Below are 17831 nucleotides of genomic sequence, written 5' to 3' on the forward strand. Positions count from 1 at the left end.
ATCAGGAGCCTCTCGTGCTCGCGCACGGGTCTGCGATGACCGCGCCCGGGTTGAGGATACCGGTCGGATCGAGCTCACGCTTCACGGCGGCGATGATCCGCACGCCCGTCTCGCCGATCTCTTCGGCCAGCCACGGCGCGTGGTCGCGGCCCACCGCATGATGATGGCTGATCGTGCCATCTGTGGCGATGATCGCGTCGTTGACGCGGCTCTTGACGTCCTCCCAGACAGCGAGCTGGTCGCCGCGGACACCCGCGAGAATCGTGAAGTACAGCGACGCCCCCGTCGGATACACGTGCGAGACATGGCACATGATGAAGCTCTTCGCACCGGCGTCCGTGAAGCCGTCCTTGAGCGCGCTGGTCACGGCATCCCGCAGCGCGTGCAGGTTGGACCACGTCGTCGCGGTCTCCAAGGTCTCGCAGAAGACGCCCGCGTCGAGCAGCGAGTCGCGCAGATACGGACCGTCGAAGCGCCCCTCCAGCCACTCTTCTGCCGCGCTCTCCCCCGTGCTGGTGCCGCCCGCCGACCTCAGCAGAGCGGAGACCCGCGCACGGCGCTCCGCGATGTTCGCTCCCTCGTAGACCGTGATCGCGCTGGCCCCCTTCGCCATCGCCTTGCCGATCTTGCCGATCTGGGCGAGGCTCACACTCGTCTCAGCCTCATCCGAGAGACGAAGCACGGTCGCGCCACCGCCCTCCTGGGTGACGAGGCGCAGTCCCTCTGTGCCGGACTCGAAGCTCGGAAACGTCCAGGATTCGAACAGACGCTGCTCCGGAAGCGGATGGACGCGCAGACGCACCTCGGTGATGACGCCGAAGATTCCCTCGGAGCCCAGGAACAGCCGCATGAGGTCCGGACCGGCTGCTGTTCCCGGGGAGCGTCCCAGCTCGATGTCCCCTGTCGGCGTGACGACGCGAAGACCCACGACCATGTTCTCGAAGCGACCGAAGCCCGCGGAATTCTGCCCCGAGGAGCGAGATGCAGCGAACCCGCCGATCGTTGCGTAGCGGAAGCTCTGCGGGTAGTGGCCCAGTTCGAAGCCGTGCTCGGCGAGCAGACGCTCCGCCTCGGGGCCGGTGGTCCCGGCTCGCAGCACGGCCTCGCCGGCGACCGGGTCGAGGCGCACGAGCCCGCTGAGGCGCGTGAGATCGAGGCTGAGGACGGCCCGGTGGGTTCCTCGCTCCGGATCGAGTGCGCCCACCACACTCGTGCCCCCGGCGAAGGGGATGACGGCAAGGTCGCGATCAACGGCCACCGCCAGACAAGCAGCGACCTCGTCGTGGGTGGTGGGCAGGAGCACCGCATCCGGTACCGCCTGCTCTCCACGCCGACGACGCAGCAGATCCGGCGTCGATCGGCCACCCGCGTGACGAAGACGACTCTCGGCATCGGTACGCACGCGATCGGCGCTGAGAGCGCCACGGAATGCCCCAAGATCGGCGTCGGTGAGGGCAGAGTCCGCGATGCGCACGTCGGCGAGCTCCACCGGCGTGGGGGGCTTGGGCACCCGTCCGAGCAGCACAGGAAGAAGCGCGCGAACCGCGAAGGGAAGCTCCTTCGCCTTGGCGGGATCGCCCCAGCCGTTCCACCGCATCGGGGTGACACCGTCTCGCTGCGTTGCGGGATGCACATCGTTCATGCGTTACAGTGTGACACATCATGGAAAAACGTCACGCATCCTCGTCGGGAACGGAAACCGACTGGGACGCCACCGAGCATCGCATTCTCGATGCGGCAGCCCAGCTGATCCGCACCCGCGGCGTGAACGCGGTGACAGTCGCCGACATCGCGCGCGGCGCAGAGGTCAGCCGCCCCACGATCTACCGTCGCTGGCCCGGCGCGGACGAGATCACTCGCGCCGTGCTGTTGCGCGCGGCGCTGCGCATTCTCGAGAAGTTCGATGCGCTCGCCACGACACGTGCGTCGATCGTCGATGACGTGCTGCGCTTCTCCGAGCTCTTCCGCGCCGACGAGCTGTATGGCGCCCTCCTCGAATCGCACCCCGAGGTCTTCACCCGCTACACCCTCCACCGCATCGGCGCGAGCCAGCGAGCGATCCTGCGGTGGCTCTCGGATGCGATCGCGCAGGCGCAGCGGAATGGCAGTGTCCGCGCCGGAGCTCCGGACCAGATCGCCGTCATGCTGCTGCTCATCGCACAGTCGGCGATCCTGTCGCACAACACCGTGGCTTCCCTCATCGACGAGGCGAACTGGAGAACAGAACTATGGCACGCCCTCGACGGACATCTGCGCCCCTGACCATCGCATCCCACTCGGCCGCGCTCAACGCCGCACGGCGCACGCGTGAACTCGACGAGCTCGGCACCTCGGCGCATCCGCTCGATGTGCTCGTGATCGGAGGTGGCGTGACCGGGGCAGGCGTTGCCCTCGACGCCGCCTCCCGCGGGCTGCGCGTCACCCTCGTCGAAGCGCACGATCTCGCGCACGGCACGAGTCGGTGGAGCTCGAAGCTCGTCCACGGGGGCCTCCGATACCTCGCTACCGGCGACATCGCCACCGCACGGGAAAGTGCGCGCGAACGACACCTGCTGCTGACGACGATCGCCCCGCACCTGATCCGATCACTCCCCCAGGTGCTGCCGTTCACGCCCGCGGTGAGCGGACGTCAGCGCTTCTTCGGTACCCTCGGCATGGGACTCGGCGATGGACTGCGGATGCTGGCGGGCACCCGCGCCGCGAGCTTGGCCCCGCCGCGCCTGATCAGCGCGCAGCGTGCGTATGAGCTCGCACCGGCCCTCAACGCGGACGGCCTGCGCGGCGGCGTCGTCTCCCATGATGGACAGCTCGTGGACGATGCGCGGCTCGTGGTCGCGATCGCGCGCACGGCCGCCGCCTTCGGAGCGCGCATTCTCACGCGGGTGCGCGCGACCCGCATCGCCGGCGACGGCGCGACCGTCGAAGACAGGCTCACCGGCGAGACGCTGCACCTTCGCGCACGGGCTGTCATCAATGCGACCGGAGTCTGGGCCGGAACACTCGACGATGACATCCGCGTCCGGCCGAGCCGCGGCACCCACATCGTGCTCGACGCCGCGCGCCTGGGCTCGCCTGCCGCCGCACTCATGGTCCCGCATCCCGGATCCATCAGTCGATTTGTCTTCGCACTGCCACAGCAGCTCGGACGGGTGATCGTCGGGCTCACCGACGAGGATGCCCCAGGCCCCGTCCCCGATGTGGCGGTGCCCACCGAGGCGGAGATCGACTTCCTCCTCACCACACTTTCCTCGGTGCTCGAGTCCCCCCTCGACCGCACCGATGTGCGCGGAGCCTTCGCCGGACTCCGGCCTCTCGTGGAGACTGCGGAATCCGCGGCGTCCGGTTCCAGCGCCGATGTGTCCCGCCGCCACCTCACCCGCGTGGGCGACGACGGTGTCATCGCGATCCTCGGCGGGAAGCTCACGACGTATCGGGCCATGGCGCAGGACGCCGTCGATCGCGCGTGCGTTGAGCACGGCCTTCAGGCGATTCCCTGTGTGACGCCTCGACTCCCCCTCGTCGGCGCCCCCGGCTCGCCGATCAAGGCGAGCCAGAGCACGGCGACAGGCCTCCCTCCCTCACTCGTCGCGCGCTTCGGCGCCGAGGCTGCGGCGGTGTTCGACACCGCGTCCTGCGCACGGCCGACCGACGTGATCGCCGACGGCCTCGATGTCACCCGAGCGGAGATCGACTTCGCGGTGTCGCAGGAGGGTGCGCTCGATGCCGATGATGTGCTCGACCGACGAACTCGCATCGGGCTCGTCCCGGAGGACCGGTGGCGTGCCGAGGACACGGTGTCCACGCTCGTAGGCGAGGCGCTGGCGACGTGGGGCTGAGCGGCGCTCGGCCCGTCAGCGAGCGTGGTGGGAGCTCCAGCGGACGTGCTGATCGGCGTCGTGATCGCGCGCCGCAGCGATCATCGTCTCCGCGGCCACCGAGTTCGTCGAGGCGGCGCGCAGCGCCCGCGCGGAACCGCTCGCGCTGATCAGATGCCGCAGTGCGCCTCGCAGACCGCGAAACGCCTCCGCCGCGACCATCGCCTCGGGCGAGGCATGGTCGATCCCCCGAGCGATGAGCGCCTCGATGATGGCACCGGCCGCGAGCGAATCCTCGACCGCGAAGCGGGGACCGGCGTCGTCGCTGTCCCCCACCGCGATGAGGGACACGCTCGTGCGGCGATCGCGCCGCACCTGTTCCTGCAGAATTGCTTCCGCGACCGCGCTCGCGTTTCGGAGCGAGCCTTCGCACACGAGAGCGGGGCTCTCCTCGGCGAGGGCCCGCAGCGCCGCAGCATCCGCATCCGGCTGCGTTTCGAGCACATCCACCAGCACAACGATGTCCGTCGATGCAAGGCGACGAATACCCGCACTGCCCCAGTCGAAACGAACCTGATAGGTCGATTGATCCATGGGGCGGCTGTTCACTCCACGAGTCTATGCACTTGTGCGCCTGCGATAGCGTGAGCCCATGATCCTGCGGACGGAGAGCCCGGTCGGTATCCGCACTGAGGAACGGCCGATGGCGTTCAGTCGGCGCGAGTTCTGGCGCGGAGTCCGCGCGGCATGGGGCAGCGCGATGATTCTGCTCACCGGCGCGCTGGTGTACGTGGCGGTCGCGAATTCCGGGCCACCGTGGGGTCCTCCGCTCTCCATGATCATCGTCTCCCTGATGTACGGCCTCCCCCTCGGCGCCTTGGCGATCACCGTCGCGTCGCTCGCGGGAGCGCCGCTGGCCTGGCTGATCGGAGCCTCCCTCGCAGGCGTGCGGCGAGTCTGGGTCCACCTCGCTGTCTTCGCCGTCTACGGCGCGGTATGGGCTGTTGCGCTCACGGCCGCGTATCTCGCCTTCTTCGGCACGCCGATCAGCAGCGCTCTGACGTCGCCGTACCTCGCAGTGATTGCAGTCGGCTCAGCCATCGCCGTCGTCGCCGGTTGGGGGTGGACCGTCCGTCAGTCGCGGCGGGAAGCGGAGTTCGCGCCGCTCTAGCGCAGCCTTCGCCTCAATGGCGCTCGTGCAGCGGCAGGTCGATCGCACCCGTCTCGCCTGCGGGGCGTGCGATCGGGATGCGGGTCCCGAGCACCTGGGCGACGACGTCATGCGCGATCTTCGACGCGGTGAGTCCCGCGTCCTCCAAGATCTCCTCGCGGCTCGCGTGGTCGATGTAGGCATCGGGAAGACCGAGCTCGTCCACGGCCGTGTCGACGCCCGCCTCACGGAGCACTTGGCGCACTCGGGTGCCGATGCCTCCCACCCGGATGCCGTCCTCCAGCGTGATCACGAGGCGATGATGCGCAGCCAGTTCCACAAGGGACGGCTGTACCGGAATCACCCAGCGCGGGTCGATGACCGTGGCACCGATGCCCTGCGCTCGCAGTCGCGCAGCAACATCCAGGGCGAGGCTCGCGAACGGGCCGATGCCGACCAGCAGCACGTCTTCGCCCTCGCCGCGCGACAGCACATCGACACCGTCGCTCAGCCGTTCGATGGCGGGGATCTCCGCGCTCACCGCCCCCTTCGGGAACCGGATCACGGTCGGCGCATCATCCACCGCGACGGCCTCGTCGAGCGTCTCCGCCAGACGTGCCGCATCGCGCGGCGCAGCGATGCGGATGCTCGGCACGATCTGCAGCATCGAGAGATCCCAGATGCCGTGATGACTCGGGCCGTCCGGACCCGTCACGCCCGCGCGGTCGAGCACGAAGGTCACCCCGGCCCTGTGCAGACCGACGTCCATCAGAACCTGGTCGAACGAGCGACCCATGAACGTCGCGTACATCGCGACGACGGGGTGCAGGCCGCCGTAGGCGAGGCCTGCAGCGGAGGCCACGGCGTGCTGCTCGGCGATGCCGACATCGTAGACACGATCCGGGAATCGCTCCGCGAACGGTGCGAGCCCGGTGGGACGCAGCATCGCAGCGGTCATTGCGATGACCTTCGGATCGCGTGCCCCCACGTCGACGAGCGCATCGGCGAAGACGTCAGTCCAGCCTCGCGTGTCGGAGGACAGCGCACCGCCGGTCTTCGGGTCGATTCGTCCCACCGCGTGGAACTGGTCTGCCTCATCGTCGAGCGCCGGCTGGTAGCCGCGCCCCTTCTCGGTGATGACGTGGACGATCACGGGCGCCCCGTACGACTTCGCGAGAGCGAGGGTCTCCAGCAGCGCAGGAAGGTCATGTCCATCGACGGGACCGAGATACTTGATGTCGAGGTTCGAGTACAGCGCCGCGTTGTTCGTGAAGCGCGACAGGAACCCATGGGTGCCGCCGCGCACCCCGCGGAAGACAGCACGCCCGAAGGGCCCGAACGCGCGGAAGAGACGGTCGGACTTGCGGTGCAGGTCCTTGTAGGCGCCTGCGGTGCGCACCCGGTTCAGATAGCGGGACATCCCGCCGATCGTCGGAGCGTAGGAGCGTCCGTTGTCATTGACGACGATCACGAGGTTGCGGTCGTTGTCGTCGGTGATGTTGTTGAGCGCTTCCCAGGTCATCCCCCCGGTGAGGGCGCCATCGCCGACGACCGCGACGACATGTCGATCTGCGCGGCCGGTCGCTGTGAACGCACGAGAGATGCCATCCGCCCAGCTCAGCGAGCTCGAGGCGTGCGAGGACTCCACGACATCGTGGGCGCTCTCGGAGCGCTGCGGGTAGCCGGCGAGGCCGCCCCGCGAACGCAGTGCGGAGAAGTCCTGTCGACCGGTCAGCATCTTGTGCACGTACGACTGGTGTCCGGTGTCGAAGATGATCGGATCGTCCGGCGACGAGAACGTACGATGCAGGGCGATCGTGAGCTCGACCACACCCAGATTGGGGCCGAGGTGCCCTCCCGTGCGCGCAACGTTCTCGACGAGGAATCCGCGGATCTCCTCTGCGAGCTGCGTGAGCTGCTGTGGAGTCAGACGGTCGAGATCTCGCGGTCCGGTGATGCTCGGCAGAATCGGCATCGACGCTCCTCTTCGACTCGGCGATCGCGTCACGCGGGTGCGTGATCGAACTTAAAGTCTACCGCGCAGAGCCGAGAGCTCCCCGAGCAGCACCCGCGTGGCATCGAGCCGCACGATACGCCGGAAGGCCCAGATGCCGAAGCATCCGGGCCTTCCTCATGCGTGTTGTACGCGACTCAGACGAGCGAGCGCAGCACGTACTGCAGGATGCCGCCGTTGCGGTAGTAGTCCGCCTCACCGGGGGTGTCGATGCGAACCACGGCGTCGAACTCGATGGGCTGCTTGCCGGCCGGCGAGTGCTCGCTCGGAACAGCGGTGACCCGGACCGTCTTCGGCGTGATGCCCTCGTTCAGCTGCGTCAGGCCCTCGATCGAGATGATCTCGGTGCCGTCGAGGCCGAGCGATGCCCAGCTCTCGCCTGCGGGGAACTGCAGCGGGACGACACCCATGCCGATCAGGTTCGAGCGGTGAATACGCTCGAAGCTCTCGGTGATGACAGCCTTGACGCCCAGGAGGCTCGTGCCCTTGGCTGCCCAGTCACGCGACGAGCCGGAGCCGTACTCCTTGCCACCGAAGACGACGAGCGGGGTGCCCTCGGCCTGGTAGTTCTGGCAGGCGTCGTAGATGTACGACTGCGGGCCCTCGGGCTTCGTGAAGTCGCGGGTGAAGCCACCCTCGACGACCTGGCCGTCGTTGACCGCACGGACGAGCTCGTTCTTGAGACGGATGTTCGCGAACGTGCCGCGGATCATGACCTCGTGGTTTCCACGACGCGAGCCGTAGGAGTTGAAGTCGCGCTGTCCGACACCGTGCTCGGTGAGGTACTGCGCCGCCGGGGTGCCCGCCTTGATGTTTCCGGCAGGGCTGATGTGGTCGGTCGTGACCGAATCGCCCAGTGCCGCCATGACGCGTGCACCCGTGATGTCGGAGACCGGGGTGAGCTCCATGGTCATGCCGTCGAAGTACGGCGCCTTGCGCACGTAGGTCGAATCCGCGTCCCATTCGAAGATCGGACCGGTCGGCGTCGGCAGGTTGCGCCAGCGGTCGTCACCGTCAAAGACGGTGGCGTACTGCTTGATGAACTGCTCGCGCGAGATCGAGGAGTCGACGATCGCCTGCACCTCTTCCGGCGCAGGCCAGATGTCCTTCAGGAAGACGTCGTTGCCGTCGTGGTCCTTGCCCAGCGCGTCGGCCTCGAAATCGAAGTTCATCGAGCCGGCAAGCGCGTAGGCGATGACCAGCGGCGGGCTCGCCAGGTAGTTCATCTTCACGTCGGGGCTGATGCGACCCTCGAAGTTGCGGTTACCCGAGAGGACTGCCGTCACGGCGAGGTCGTTCTCGTTGATCGCGGCCGAGACCTCTTCGATCAGCGGTCCCGAGTTGCCGATGCAGATCGTGCAGCCGTAGCCGACCGTGTAGAAGCCGAGGCCCTCGAGGTCCTTGTCGAGACCGGACTTCTCGTAGTAGTCCGTGACGACCTTCGAGCCGGGGCCGAGCGTGGTCTTGACCCACGGCTTCTGCTTCAAGCCCTTCTCCAGTGCCTTCCGTGCCACCAGACCGGCGGCGATCATGACCGACGGGTTCGAGGTGTTGGTGCAGGAGGTGATGGCTGCGAGCGTGACCGCGCCGTGGTCGAGCGTGTAGTCGACACCGGCAGGCGTGTGCACGTGGACCGGCTTGGAGGCCGAGGCCGGCGCGCCGCTGTTGATGTGCACGGGACGCGTCGTCGGCTCTTCCTCGCCAGGAACCGAACCGGGGTCGGATGCCGGGAAGGAGTGCTTCGACTCGAGGTCGACGATGTCGTCGGTGGTCGACGGCTCAGCGTAGTTCAGGATGTCCTTCTCGAACTGCGACTTGGCGTCGGAGAGGAGGATGCGGTCCTGCGGACGCTTCGGACCGGCGATCGAGGGAACGACGGTGCCGAGGTCGAGCTCCATGTACTCGCTGTACACGGCTTCCTTCGACGGGTCGTGCCAGAGCGACTGCGTCTTGGCGTAGGCCTCGACGAGCGCGACGGCCTCCTCGCTGCGGCCCGTGAGGCGCAGGTAGTCGAGGGTGACGTCGTCGATGGGGAACATCGCGGCCGTCGAGCCGAACTCGGGGCTCATGTTGCCGATCGTGGCGCGGTTCGCGAGCGGCACGGAGCCGACACCGGCGCCGTAGAACTCGACGAACTTGCCGACCACACCGTGCTGACGCAGCATGTCGGTGATCGTCAGGACGACGTCGGTCGCGGTGACGCCTGCCGGGATCTCGCCCGTCAGCTTGAAGCCGACGACGCGCGGGATGAGCATCGAGACGGGCTGGCCGAGCATGGCTGCCTCTGCCTCGATACCGCCGACGCCCCAGCCGAGCACACCCAGGCCGTTGACCATGGTCGTGTGCGAGTCCGTGCCGACGCAGGTGTCGGGGTAAGCCTGCAGAACGCCGCCGTTGGTGCGGTCATAGATGACCTTCGCCAGGTGCTCGATGTTGACCTGGTGCACGATTCCCGTTCCCGGGGGCACGACCTTGAAGTCGTCGAACGCCGTCTGGCCCCAGCGCAGGAACTGGTAGCGCTCACCGTTGCGCTCGTACTCGATCTCGACGTTGCGTTCGAGAGCGTTCTCGGTGCCGAAGAGGTCGGCGATGACCGAGTGGTCGATGACCATCTCAGCGGGCGAGAGCGGGTTGATGCGCTTCGGGTCGCCGCCGAGAGCGGTCACCGCCTCGCGCATCGTGGCGAGGTCGACGATGCAGGGCACACCGGTGAAGTCCTGCATGACCACACGGGCGGGCGTGAACTGGATCTCGGTGTCGGGCTCTGCCGCAGCATCCCAGGAACCGAGGGCCTCGATCTGGGCCTTCGTCACGTTCGCACCGTCTTCGGTGCGGAGAAGGTTCTCCAGCAGGACCTTGAGGCTGAAGGGCAGCTTGTCGTAGCCCTCCACCGCGTCCAAACGGAAGATCTCGTAGTCGGTACTGCCGACCTTCAGGGTGCTCTTGGCACCAAAGCTGTTCACCGTGGACACGATTCCGTCTCCTTCTGGGTCTGATGGCGGCGCTCGACGCCCTCAATATTGCTCGCCATGGCGAGCGACGGCTAGCAAGGCGTACCTAACCAGTGTGCGCTGACCCAGCGAAGAGCAAAAGGCGTCAATTTATCTTGATGTCAAGATAAATCTAGCACGCTGTCAGGACGAAGACTCCTGCGCCGGGGCGTGGCGTGGATAAAGTGCACGCACGACGAGCCAGGTCACCGCGACCATGGGCGCGAACAGCGGAAGGCCCATGGCGATCTTCAGAGTTCCGAGCGTCGTCACATGTCCGGCGAAGTACAGGGGAAGCTGAACACCGAGGCGCAGGAAGAACAGCGATGCCCAGGCGATCGTGAGCCAGAAGAACGCCCGCCGCTTGCGACGATCCGCGCGCCACGCGGTGCCCTCCTGCATCAGGAAGCCCACCGCGAGCCCGATGAGCGACCAGCCGACGAGGGCGGAGATCAGGAGCGCGGCACCGTAGATCGAGTTCGTGAAGAAGCCAGGGACGAACGTCTCCTGCCCGCGTCCGGTCCACAGCGCGAGAGCGGCAGCGCCGCCCGCGGCGACCAGGCCGCCGAGGGCGGCGGAGGGCGGAGACTTCTGCAGGATGCGCACGAGCGAGAAGAGCGCGGCGATGCCTACCGAGACGCCGAGCGAGAGCCACAGCGGCTCTGGGACGATCGTGTAGAGCACGACGAAAGCCAGGCTGGGAAGCACCGACTCCAGCACGCCGCGCCATCCGCCCATGGCCTTCCAGACGACGTGCCCCGTGCTCTCCTGCGCCGCCGGGTCGATGCCGAGACGCTGCGCAGCGCTGCCGAGCGCAGCTCCCAGCACGGCACTCGTCGAGGGCGCGTCCTGCGTGGTCTCGTCCGGCTCGCGCGCCGGTTCGTGGGACGCGGTGCTCACGCCGAGCCGGGCGTCGCGGGCATTCGCAGCGGGATCAGGTCGCGCGGCGGCATCGGAGTGCCACCGCGGACGACCACGATCGACCGGAACAGGTCTTCGACCTGTGCGGCGGCGTCGAGGTCGGATGCTGCTGCTCCCCCGATCACGCCGCGCAGGAACCACCGTGGCCCGTCGACGCCGATGAAGCGCGCCAGACGCGTGGCGGAGCCGTCAGCGCCGGCGACCGTGGGCACCTCGGCCAGGAGCTCCGGCCCGAGGGGCCCCTCACGCTCCTCGACGCGACCGCCCTGCTGCGTGACCTGCTCACGGATCTGCGCCCGTGTCTCCTCCCACAGCCCTGTGGAGCGCGGTGCCGCGAACGGCTGCACCTGCAGCGAGGAGTCCGCGTAGTCCAGGCTCACCGCGACGATGCGCTTGGTCTGCTCCTCGACCTCGAGACGCAGGTTCAGCCCCTCGCGCGGAAGGATCTTGATGCCACCGAGGTCGATGTAGGGACGGACCGGATTGGCCTCGGCCTCGTCGAAGGGCCCTGCGGTGGCGCGATCGGCCAGGCCGCCCGAAGTCAGATCGTCAGTCATGCTCATCTCTCCGCATCCGCCGCGACTGCGGCTGTGCTCTGGTGCTGATAGCCGGTGGAACCGAATCCGCCGGCACCCCGGTCGCTGTCGTCGAGCGAGTCGACCGGAAGGAAACGTGCGCGGGTGACCGGCATGACGATGAGCTGGGCGATCCTATCGCCGACAGCGATCTCATAAGGTTCGCGCAGGTCGGTGTTGAGCAGGGTCACCTTGATCTCGCCGCGGTAGCCGGCGTCGACGGTGCCGGGCGAGTTGACGATCGTGATGCCGTGTTTCGTCGCAAGACCGCTGCGCGGTACGACGAATGCGGCGTAGCCGAGCGGGAGTTGGATGCGCACGCCGGTTCCGACGAGAGCGCGCTCACCGGGCTGAAGCACGAGGGCTTCGGCGGCGACGAGGTCGGCTCCGGCGTCACCCTCGTGGGCATACGCGGGCACGACGGGCGCGATAATAGGAACATCGACGATTTCGGTCACGAGAAAGAGGCTAATGCAGAACGCCGCCCCCGACACGCGCCCGATCTATCGAGAGCGCCTCGCACCCAGTCTTTGGGTGTTCCTTGCCGCCGCCGTCGGCGGCCCGATGATCGCCCTGACGTTCACCCCACTGAACTCGACGCTGGCTCTGATCCTGGGCGCGTTGGGCACTGCCGCGATCTTGGGCCTGCTCATCCTGCTGTCCCCGCAGGTACGGGTGGAAGGGCGGATGCTCTATGCCGGCCGTGCGCGCATCGATGCACAGTGGCTCGGCGAACCCGAAGCCTTCACGGGTGAAGACGCACGCGCCGCACGCGGCCCGAAGCTGCCCGCCCGCGGGTGGCACCTGATCCGGGGCGGAATCAACGGTGTGCTCGTCGTCCCGATCACCGATCCCGACGATCCGGCGCCCTCGTGGACGATCTCCACCCGCACGCCGGACCGGCTCGCCGCCGCGATCCGTCTCGCACGCGAGAACGCGACGACTCCGGTCCCTTAATTCGCCACCCGCGCTCGGCCTGCCTCCGAGAACGCGAAACGCGCCTTGCTCCATCGCTCATGCGACGGGATCAAGGCGCGTTATGCGTATGAGGTCAGGCTGCGCATTCCTTGCAGATCGCGCCGGATGCCTCTTCGTGGTCGAGCTGCGAGCGGTGCTTCACGAGGAAGCAGCTCATGCAGGTGAACTCGTCGTCCTGCGGGGGCAGCACGACGACATCGAGTTCCAGGTCGGAAAGGTCAGCGCCGGGAAGCTCGAAACCGGAGGGGTTGTCAGAGTCTTCGACGTCGACGGATCCCGACAGCTTGTCGGGGACGCGCTCCTTGAGTGCCTCGATCGACTCACTGTCGTCTTCGCTCTTGCGGGGTGCGTCGTAATCGGTTGCCATGCGGAAAATCTCCACTTTCATCGTGCGAGTGGCGGGTAGTGCCTGTGGGTATCGGCGGCGACAGTTTGCATGAACCGGAAGCGTTTCGCAAATGCCTTCTGCCGCACCCGGAGAAACTCGCGGCGCGCCCAGAGTATTCCCGGCTGTCGCGCACCCGTCATGACACCATATGTGAACACCCATCCAGAGGGGCATCGCATGGAACACGTCACAATCGTCGGCACAGAGGACAACCTTCTCGTGCTCGCGACGGAGTCTGGTGCGCGCTTCGCGCTCCCCATCGACGACGTCCTGCGCGCTGAGTTCCGCCGCGCATCTGCTCCGCGCACTCCGGCGGCGCCCGCGCTCGCCGCGAGCCCGCGTGAGATCCAGACGCACATCCGTGCCGGCCTGTCTGCGGCGGAGGTCTCCGAGCTCCTCGGTGTGCGCCTGGAAGACGTCACCCGCTTCGAAGGTCCGGTCCTCGCGGAGCGCGAGCACATCGTCGATCAGGCCTTGGCTGTGCCGGTGCTGATCGGCAGCGAGGTCGAGCCCGATGCGCAGCCGACGTTCGGCGTAGCCATCCGCGCCAAGCTCGCCGACCTCGTCGCAACGGGTGAGCGCTGGGCGAGCTGGAAAGAGCAGTCCGGCTGGATCATCAAGCTCGAGTTCACCGCGAACGACGTCGACCACGACGCCCGATGGAGCTTCGACCCGCGCCGGAGCGCGCTCGCCCCCCTGAATCAGGATGCGACGCAGCTCTCCCGCCAGGGCGCACTGCCCGAGGGCCTGATCCCCCGACTCCGTGCGCTCGACAAGGACCGGCCGGCATCGCCGTACAAGGACGACACGCGTTTCGACTCCGGAGCCTTCGGCCCGCGCCTGGTCGCCGCTCCCCCCGCTGAACCCGAGGTCGAGGAGCGACCCGCGCCACGCTCGGCTCCCTCCGTGCAGGAGGCTGCGACGAACCGGGCCCCCGCCGCGGCCGCGACGAATGCGGAGACCGCCGATCTCCTCGAGGCGCTGCGCCGCCGTCGCGGTCAGCGCGAAGCCGCACCCACGATCGAAGAGACTCCGACGCCGAGCGAGGGAAACAGCCCGATCGCGCTCTTCGACGGTTTCGGGTCCGCGCCGTCGGAGAACGATGCCGAGGCACACGACGACGTCGAGGTTGCGGCCGAACCCACCCATCGCCCGGTTCGCCCGTTCGAGCACAAGAAGCCCGCGCCGGCTGGGGCATCCGCACCGGCACCCTCGGAAGCAGAAGGTTCGGCACGTCGCAAGCGCCGAACCGAGATGCCGTCGTGGGACGAGATCGTCTTCGGCGCACGCACCGACGACTGACGAGAAGCTACTGCGCGAACGCCCCGAAGCGCAGGTACGGAACCTGACGCTCTTCGGGAGTGAGAGAGCCGTGCTGTCCGACCATGGTCTGCGCTCGCTGATCCTCCGCGGTGCCGTCATAGAGTGCCCAGATGCCGCGTGCGGGGATCACGAGATCGCCGATCCGCTCTCGCACTCCCGGCGCAAGCGCCGCCCCGAACAGGCCCGCAGCGACGGCCTCGTCACCCGTCAGCACGTCGGCGATCTTCTCCGTGCCCGCACGCCAGATATCGCGCACCGTCGCAACGGACGCATCCGGCTCCAGGTAGACGTGCAGCATGCGGGGCTCTCCCCCGAAGTGCCGCACGCCGTCGAGCATCCGATCGCCCTCGTCGATGATGAGATGGCGGTGCCGCGGCACGTCGATCATCCCGTGGTCGGCGGTGACGAGCACGCCCACGCCGGGCGGCACCGCCTGGGCGAAGGCCGAGTCGAGGTCTTCCAGTGCGTGCAGCCACTCGGTGGAGTCGACGCCGTGCTTGTGTCCGGCTTTGTCGACCTCCGGCAGATAGCAGTAGACGAGCGCACCCTCGTGCTCGGCAGCGAGTTGGTAGGCCTGGGCGACGCGGTCGCGTGCGTTCCACTGCCCGAAGAAGGTCGCGCCCCGGAGCGTGGCCTGGGTGAATCCCGTGGTGGCGTAGACCGGCAGCCCCACGGCGAACACCGGATGCCCGGCCTCTGCCGCTGTCTCGAATACGGTCGGAACCGGCTGCCAGACGCGTGCATCGAGCTTGTCGCTCTCCCAGCCGCTGAGCATGTTGACGAGGCGGTCCCTCTCGCGGTCCAGCACGCGATAGCCGACGAGCCCGTGCTCACCGGGCTCGACCCCGGTGAGCAGCGTCGTGAGGGCGGAGGCGGTCGTCGAAGGGAAGACGGAGTACGCGACGTCCTTCTTCCCCATGCCGGCCGTGAGGCGTCGCGCATGACCGGCATGGGCGCGCAACTGCAGCATTCCCAATCCATCGACGACGATGAGAACCGTCGAACGCACGCGTGGCAGAGCGCTGGGCAGACCGGCGATCGCACCGCGCAGGTCAGCCGCCACCCCGGAGATTTGCCGGGCAGAGGGCGCCTCGGCCGGTAGCATGAGAGACATCTGAGCCAGTTTCGCACACGTGAGGCGGCTCAGAGCCTGGCGTCGAGGCATCCCCTCCGCACGGCCCGCCCATCCGAACTCTGGCGAGCAGGAAGCACATGCCCCGCACCCCCGCACCCGAACCGGTTGACGAGCGCATTCAAGACATCGACCTGTCGACCGAGATGCAGGGCTCGTTCCTCGAGTACGCCTACTCGGTCATCTACTCGCGGGCGCTGCCCGATGCTCGTGACGGGCTCAAGCCGGTGCAGCGTCGCATCCTGTTCCAGATGGCGGAGATGGGTCTGCGCCCCGACAGAGGCCACGTGAAGAGCGCCCGCGTCGTCGGCGAGGTCATGGGAAAGCTGCACCCGCACGGCGACTCCGCGATCTACGACGCACTTGTACGCCTGTCGCAGGACTTCGCGCTGCGTGTACCCCTCGTCGACGGACACGGAAACTTCGGTTCACTCGATGACGGCCCGGCCGCCTCCCGCTATACCGAGGCGCGCCTCGCCGCCTCCGCTCTCGCGCTGACCGAGAGCCTCGACGAAGACGTCGTCGACTTCATCCCCAACTACGACGGTCAGTTCCAGCAGCCTGCTGTGCTGCCCGCCGCCTTCCCGAACCTCCTCGTCAACGGTGCCAGCGGAATCGCCGTCGGCATGGCGACCAACATGGCACCGCACAACCTCATCGAGGTCGTCGCCGCCGCCATTCATCTGCTCGAGAATCCGGATGCCACGACGGAAGAGCTCATGGAGTTCGTGCCCGGCCCGGACTTCCCCTCCGGCGGCATCCTGATGGGTCTCGACGGCGTCAAGGATGCGTACGCCAACGGACGCGGGGCGCTCAAGGTGCGCGGCAAGGTCTCTGTCGAACCGCTCGGTCCGCGCCGCACCGGCATCGTCGTCACCGAGCTGCCGTACAACGTCGGCCCCGAGCGTCTGATCGAGAAGATCCGCGACGCGGTGCAGGCGAAGAAGCTGCAGGGCATCAGCGATGTCACCGATCTGACCGACCGTCACCACGGACTTCGCATTCAGATCGGCATCAAGACGGGCTTCGATGCCAATGCCGTCCTCGAGCAGCTCTACCGGCTCACGCCGCTGGAGGACTCCTTCAGCATCAACAACGTCGCGCTCGTCGAAGGACAGCCGCGCACGCTCGGACTGCGCGATCTGCTCGCGGTCTACATCAAGCACCGTCTCGAGGTCATCACACGCCGCAGCAGCTACCGTCTGGCGCGACGCGAAGAGCGGCTGCACCTCGTCGAAGGACTCCTGCTCGCGATCCTCGACATCGATGAGGTCATCCAGCTCATTCGCTCCTCCGACGATTCGGAGCAGGCCCGCACCCGGTTGCGTGAGGTCTTCGAGCTCAGTGAGGTGCAGGCCGAGTACATTCTCGAACTGCGTCTGCGTCGCTTGACGAAGTTCTCCCGCATCGAGCTCGAGGCGGAACGCGACAAGCTGCAGGCCGAGATCGCCGCTCTCAAGGAGCTCCTCGGCAGCGACGCGCTGCTGCGCGCACAGGTCGCCACCGAACTCGACGCCGCGGCGGAGGCCTACGGGACTCCCCGCCGTACGCTTCTGCTGAACGCTGCGCCTCCGAAGCCGCGCGCGACGAAGGGCGCCGTCGATCTGCAGATCGCCGACACCCCGACGGTCGTCGTGCTCTCTACGACGGGTCGTGCGGTGCGCGTTGATCTCGCCGATGGCCAGGAGCTCACTGCGGCAGGTCGGCGCAGCAAGCACGACGCCGTGGTCTCGACGCTCGAGACCACGACGCGCAGCGAGATCGGTGCCGTCACCTCCGCGGGCCGTGTACTGCGCTTCTCCCCTGTCGATCTGCCCTCCGTGCCGCCCGCGTCGGTGCATCTCGCCGCCGGCGTCGCGTTGCGTGACTACATCGGGCTGCTCGACAAGAGCGAGCGCATCGTCGCGCTGATGCGCTTCGACGACGAGACTCCCCTCGCTCTCGGTACACGCACCGGCATCGTCAAGCGCATCGTGCCGTCGACGCTTCCGAGCAACAAGGCCGAGCTCGAGATCATCGGGATGAAGCCCGGCGATGTCGTCGTCGGCGCTGGATCCGCTCCGGACGATGCGGAGCTCGTCTTCGTCACCTCGGACGCGCAACTCCTGCACTTCGCGGCATCCGCTGTCCGTCCGCAGGGCGCACCCGCCGGCGGCATGGCGGGTGTCAAGCTCGGAGCGCAGGCCGAGGTCATCACCTTCTCCGTCGTGACGGACGCCGATCAGGCCGTAGTCGTCACGATCTCGGGTGCCGACGATGTGCTGCTGGGCGCGGATGCCGGACGCGCGAAGGTCTCCGAGTTCGCAGAGTTCCCGGGCAAGGGACGCGCCACCGGCGGCGTCCGCGCCCACGCCCTCCTCAAGGGCGAAACGGGTCTGCGCCTCGCCTGGGTCGGGCAGTCCCCTGCCCTCGCGGTCGGCAACGATGGCGCCGCACGCACGCTTCCCGAGTCGGGAGCCAAGCGCGACGCCTCCGGTCAGGCGCTCGACGCGGTGATCGGATCCATCGGACGCACGATCGTCTGAACGTGCAGATGGTGCGCGCA

At 67.8% G+C, this 17831-nt stretch carries 15 protein-coding genes; 6 read left to right on the forward strand and 9 right to left on the reverse strand.

The window, feature by feature from the left end:
* Window position 1 precedes the first annotated feature (1 nt).
* Window positions 2-1642 (reverse strand): FAD-binding oxidoreductase, encoded by a 1641-nt coding sequence (locus tag AC1REM_RS11905; protein WP_492514808.1) that lies wholly within the window; start codon window positions 1640-1642, stop codon window positions 2-4.
* Window positions 1643-1662: 20 nt separating this feature from the next.
* On the opposite strand from AC1REM_RS11905, the gene AC1REM_RS11910 reads away from it, so the two are divergent.
* Together AC1REM_RS11910 and AC1REM_RS11915 are read left to right on the forward strand one after the other, a co-directional pair.
* Window positions 1663-2262, forward strand: a complete 600-nt coding sequence (locus AC1REM_RS11910) for a TetR/AcrR family transcriptional regulator (RefSeq protein ID WP_492514809.1) — start codon at window positions 1663-1665, stop codon at window positions 2260-2262.
* Window positions 2229-3836 carry a glycerol-3-phosphate dehydrogenase/oxidase gene (locus tag AC1REM_RS11915; RefSeq protein ID WP_492514810.1) on the forward strand — a complete coding sequence of 536 codons (1608 nt, stop codon included), beginning with the start codon at window positions 2229-2231 and terminating at the stop codon, window positions 3834-3836. Before AC1REM_RS11910 ends, AC1REM_RS11915 begins: the two co-directional genes overlap by 34 nt.
* 15 nt (window positions 3837-3851) lie before the next feature.
* Here AC1REM_RS11915 and AC1REM_RS11920 read toward each other — a convergent pair whose 3' ends face one another.
* The gene (locus AC1REM_RS11920) at window positions 3852-4424 is read right to left on the reverse strand and encodes a 2-phosphosulfolactate phosphatase (RefSeq protein ID WP_492514811.1); all 573 of its coding nucleotides are present in this window, start codon (window positions 4422-4424) and stop codon (window positions 3852-3854) included.
* Window positions 4425-4467: 43 nt separating this feature from the next.
* Between AC1REM_RS11920 and AC1REM_RS11925 the strand changes: the two genes are divergently transcribed.
* Window positions 4468-4986, forward strand: a complete 519-nt coding sequence (locus tag AC1REM_RS11925) for a hypothetical protein (protein ID WP_492514812.1) — start codon at window positions 4468-4470, stop codon at window positions 4984-4986.
* A gap of 13 nt (window positions 4987-4999) precedes the next feature.
* On the opposite strand, the gene dxs is transcribed toward AC1REM_RS11925, so the two are convergent.
* The 5 genes from dxs to dut all read right to left on the reverse strand — a co-directional run bounded on the left by dxs (window position 5000) and on the right by dut (window position 11923).
* Complete coding sequence (gene dxs / locus AC1REM_RS11930) at window positions 5000-6940, reverse strand: 1-deoxy-D-xylulose-5-phosphate synthase (RefSeq protein ID WP_492514813.1); 1941 nt, start codon at window positions 6938-6940, stop codon at window positions 5000-5002.
* 176 nt (window positions 6941-7116) lie between these two features.
* Window positions 7117-9954 (reverse strand): aconitate hydratase AcnA, encoded by a 2838-nt coding sequence (gene acnA, locus AC1REM_RS11935; RefSeq protein WP_492515484.1) that lies wholly within the window; start codon window positions 9952-9954, stop codon window positions 7117-7119.
* A 159-nt stretch (window positions 9955-10113) separates the two neighbouring features.
* Window positions 10114-10869, reverse strand: coding sequence for a DUF3159 domain-containing protein (locus AC1REM_RS11940; protein ID WP_492514814.1), 756 nt, complete (start codon window positions 10867-10869; stop codon window positions 10114-10116).
* Window positions 10866-11447 (reverse strand): DUF3710 domain-containing protein, encoded by a 582-nt coding sequence (locus AC1REM_RS11945; protein ID WP_489969514.1) that lies wholly within the window; start codon window positions 11445-11447, stop codon window positions 10866-10868. The genes AC1REM_RS11940 and AC1REM_RS11945 overlap by 4 nt, the downstream gene beginning before the upstream one ends.
* A 2-nt stretch (window positions 11448-11449) precedes the next feature.
* Window positions 11450-11923, reverse strand: a complete 474-nt coding sequence (dut, locus tag AC1REM_RS11950) for a dUTP diphosphatase (protein WP_492514815.1) — start codon at window positions 11921-11923, stop codon at window positions 11450-11452.
* Window positions 11924-11936: 13 nt separating this feature from the next.
* Here dut and AC1REM_RS11955 point away from each other — a divergent pair, with 13 nt between their 5' ends.
* Window positions 11937-12422 carry a DUF3093 domain-containing protein gene (locus AC1REM_RS11955; RefSeq protein WP_492514816.1) on the forward strand — a complete coding sequence of 162 codons (486 nt, stop codon included), beginning with the start codon at window positions 11937-11939 and terminating at the stop codon, window positions 12420-12422.
* A gap of 94 nt (window positions 12423-12516) precedes the next feature.
* Here AC1REM_RS11955 and AC1REM_RS11960 read toward each other — a convergent pair whose 3' ends face one another.
* Window positions 12517-12810, reverse strand: a complete 294-nt coding sequence (locus AC1REM_RS11960) for a DUF4193 domain-containing protein (protein ID WP_204937353.1) — start codon at window positions 12808-12810, stop codon at window positions 12517-12519.
* A 198-nt stretch (window positions 12811-13008) separates the two neighbouring features.
* Between AC1REM_RS11960 and sepH the strand changes: the two genes are divergently transcribed.
* Window positions 13009-14133, forward strand: a complete 1125-nt coding sequence (gene sepH, locus AC1REM_RS11965; protein WP_492514817.1) for a septation protein SepH — start codon at window positions 13009-13011, stop codon at window positions 14131-14133.
* A 7-nt stretch (window positions 14134-14140) separates the two neighbouring features.
* Here sepH and AC1REM_RS11970 read toward each other — a convergent pair whose 3' ends face one another.
* Window positions 14141-15268, reverse strand: coding sequence for an alkaline phosphatase family protein (locus AC1REM_RS11970; RefSeq protein WP_492514818.1), 1128 nt, complete (start codon window positions 15266-15268; stop codon window positions 14141-14143).
* 98 nt (window positions 15269-15366) lie between these two features.
* On the opposite strand from AC1REM_RS11970, the gene AC1REM_RS11975 reads away from it, so the two are divergent.
* Window positions 15367-17811 (forward strand): DNA gyrase/topoisomerase IV subunit A, encoded by a 2445-nt coding sequence (locus tag AC1REM_RS11975; RefSeq protein WP_492514819.1) that lies wholly within the window; start codon window positions 15367-15369, stop codon window positions 17809-17811.
* Window positions 17812-17831 lie beyond the last annotated feature (20 nt).

It is taken from the genome of Microbacterium sp. GW823-FHT02G05 (assembly GCF_058797175.1).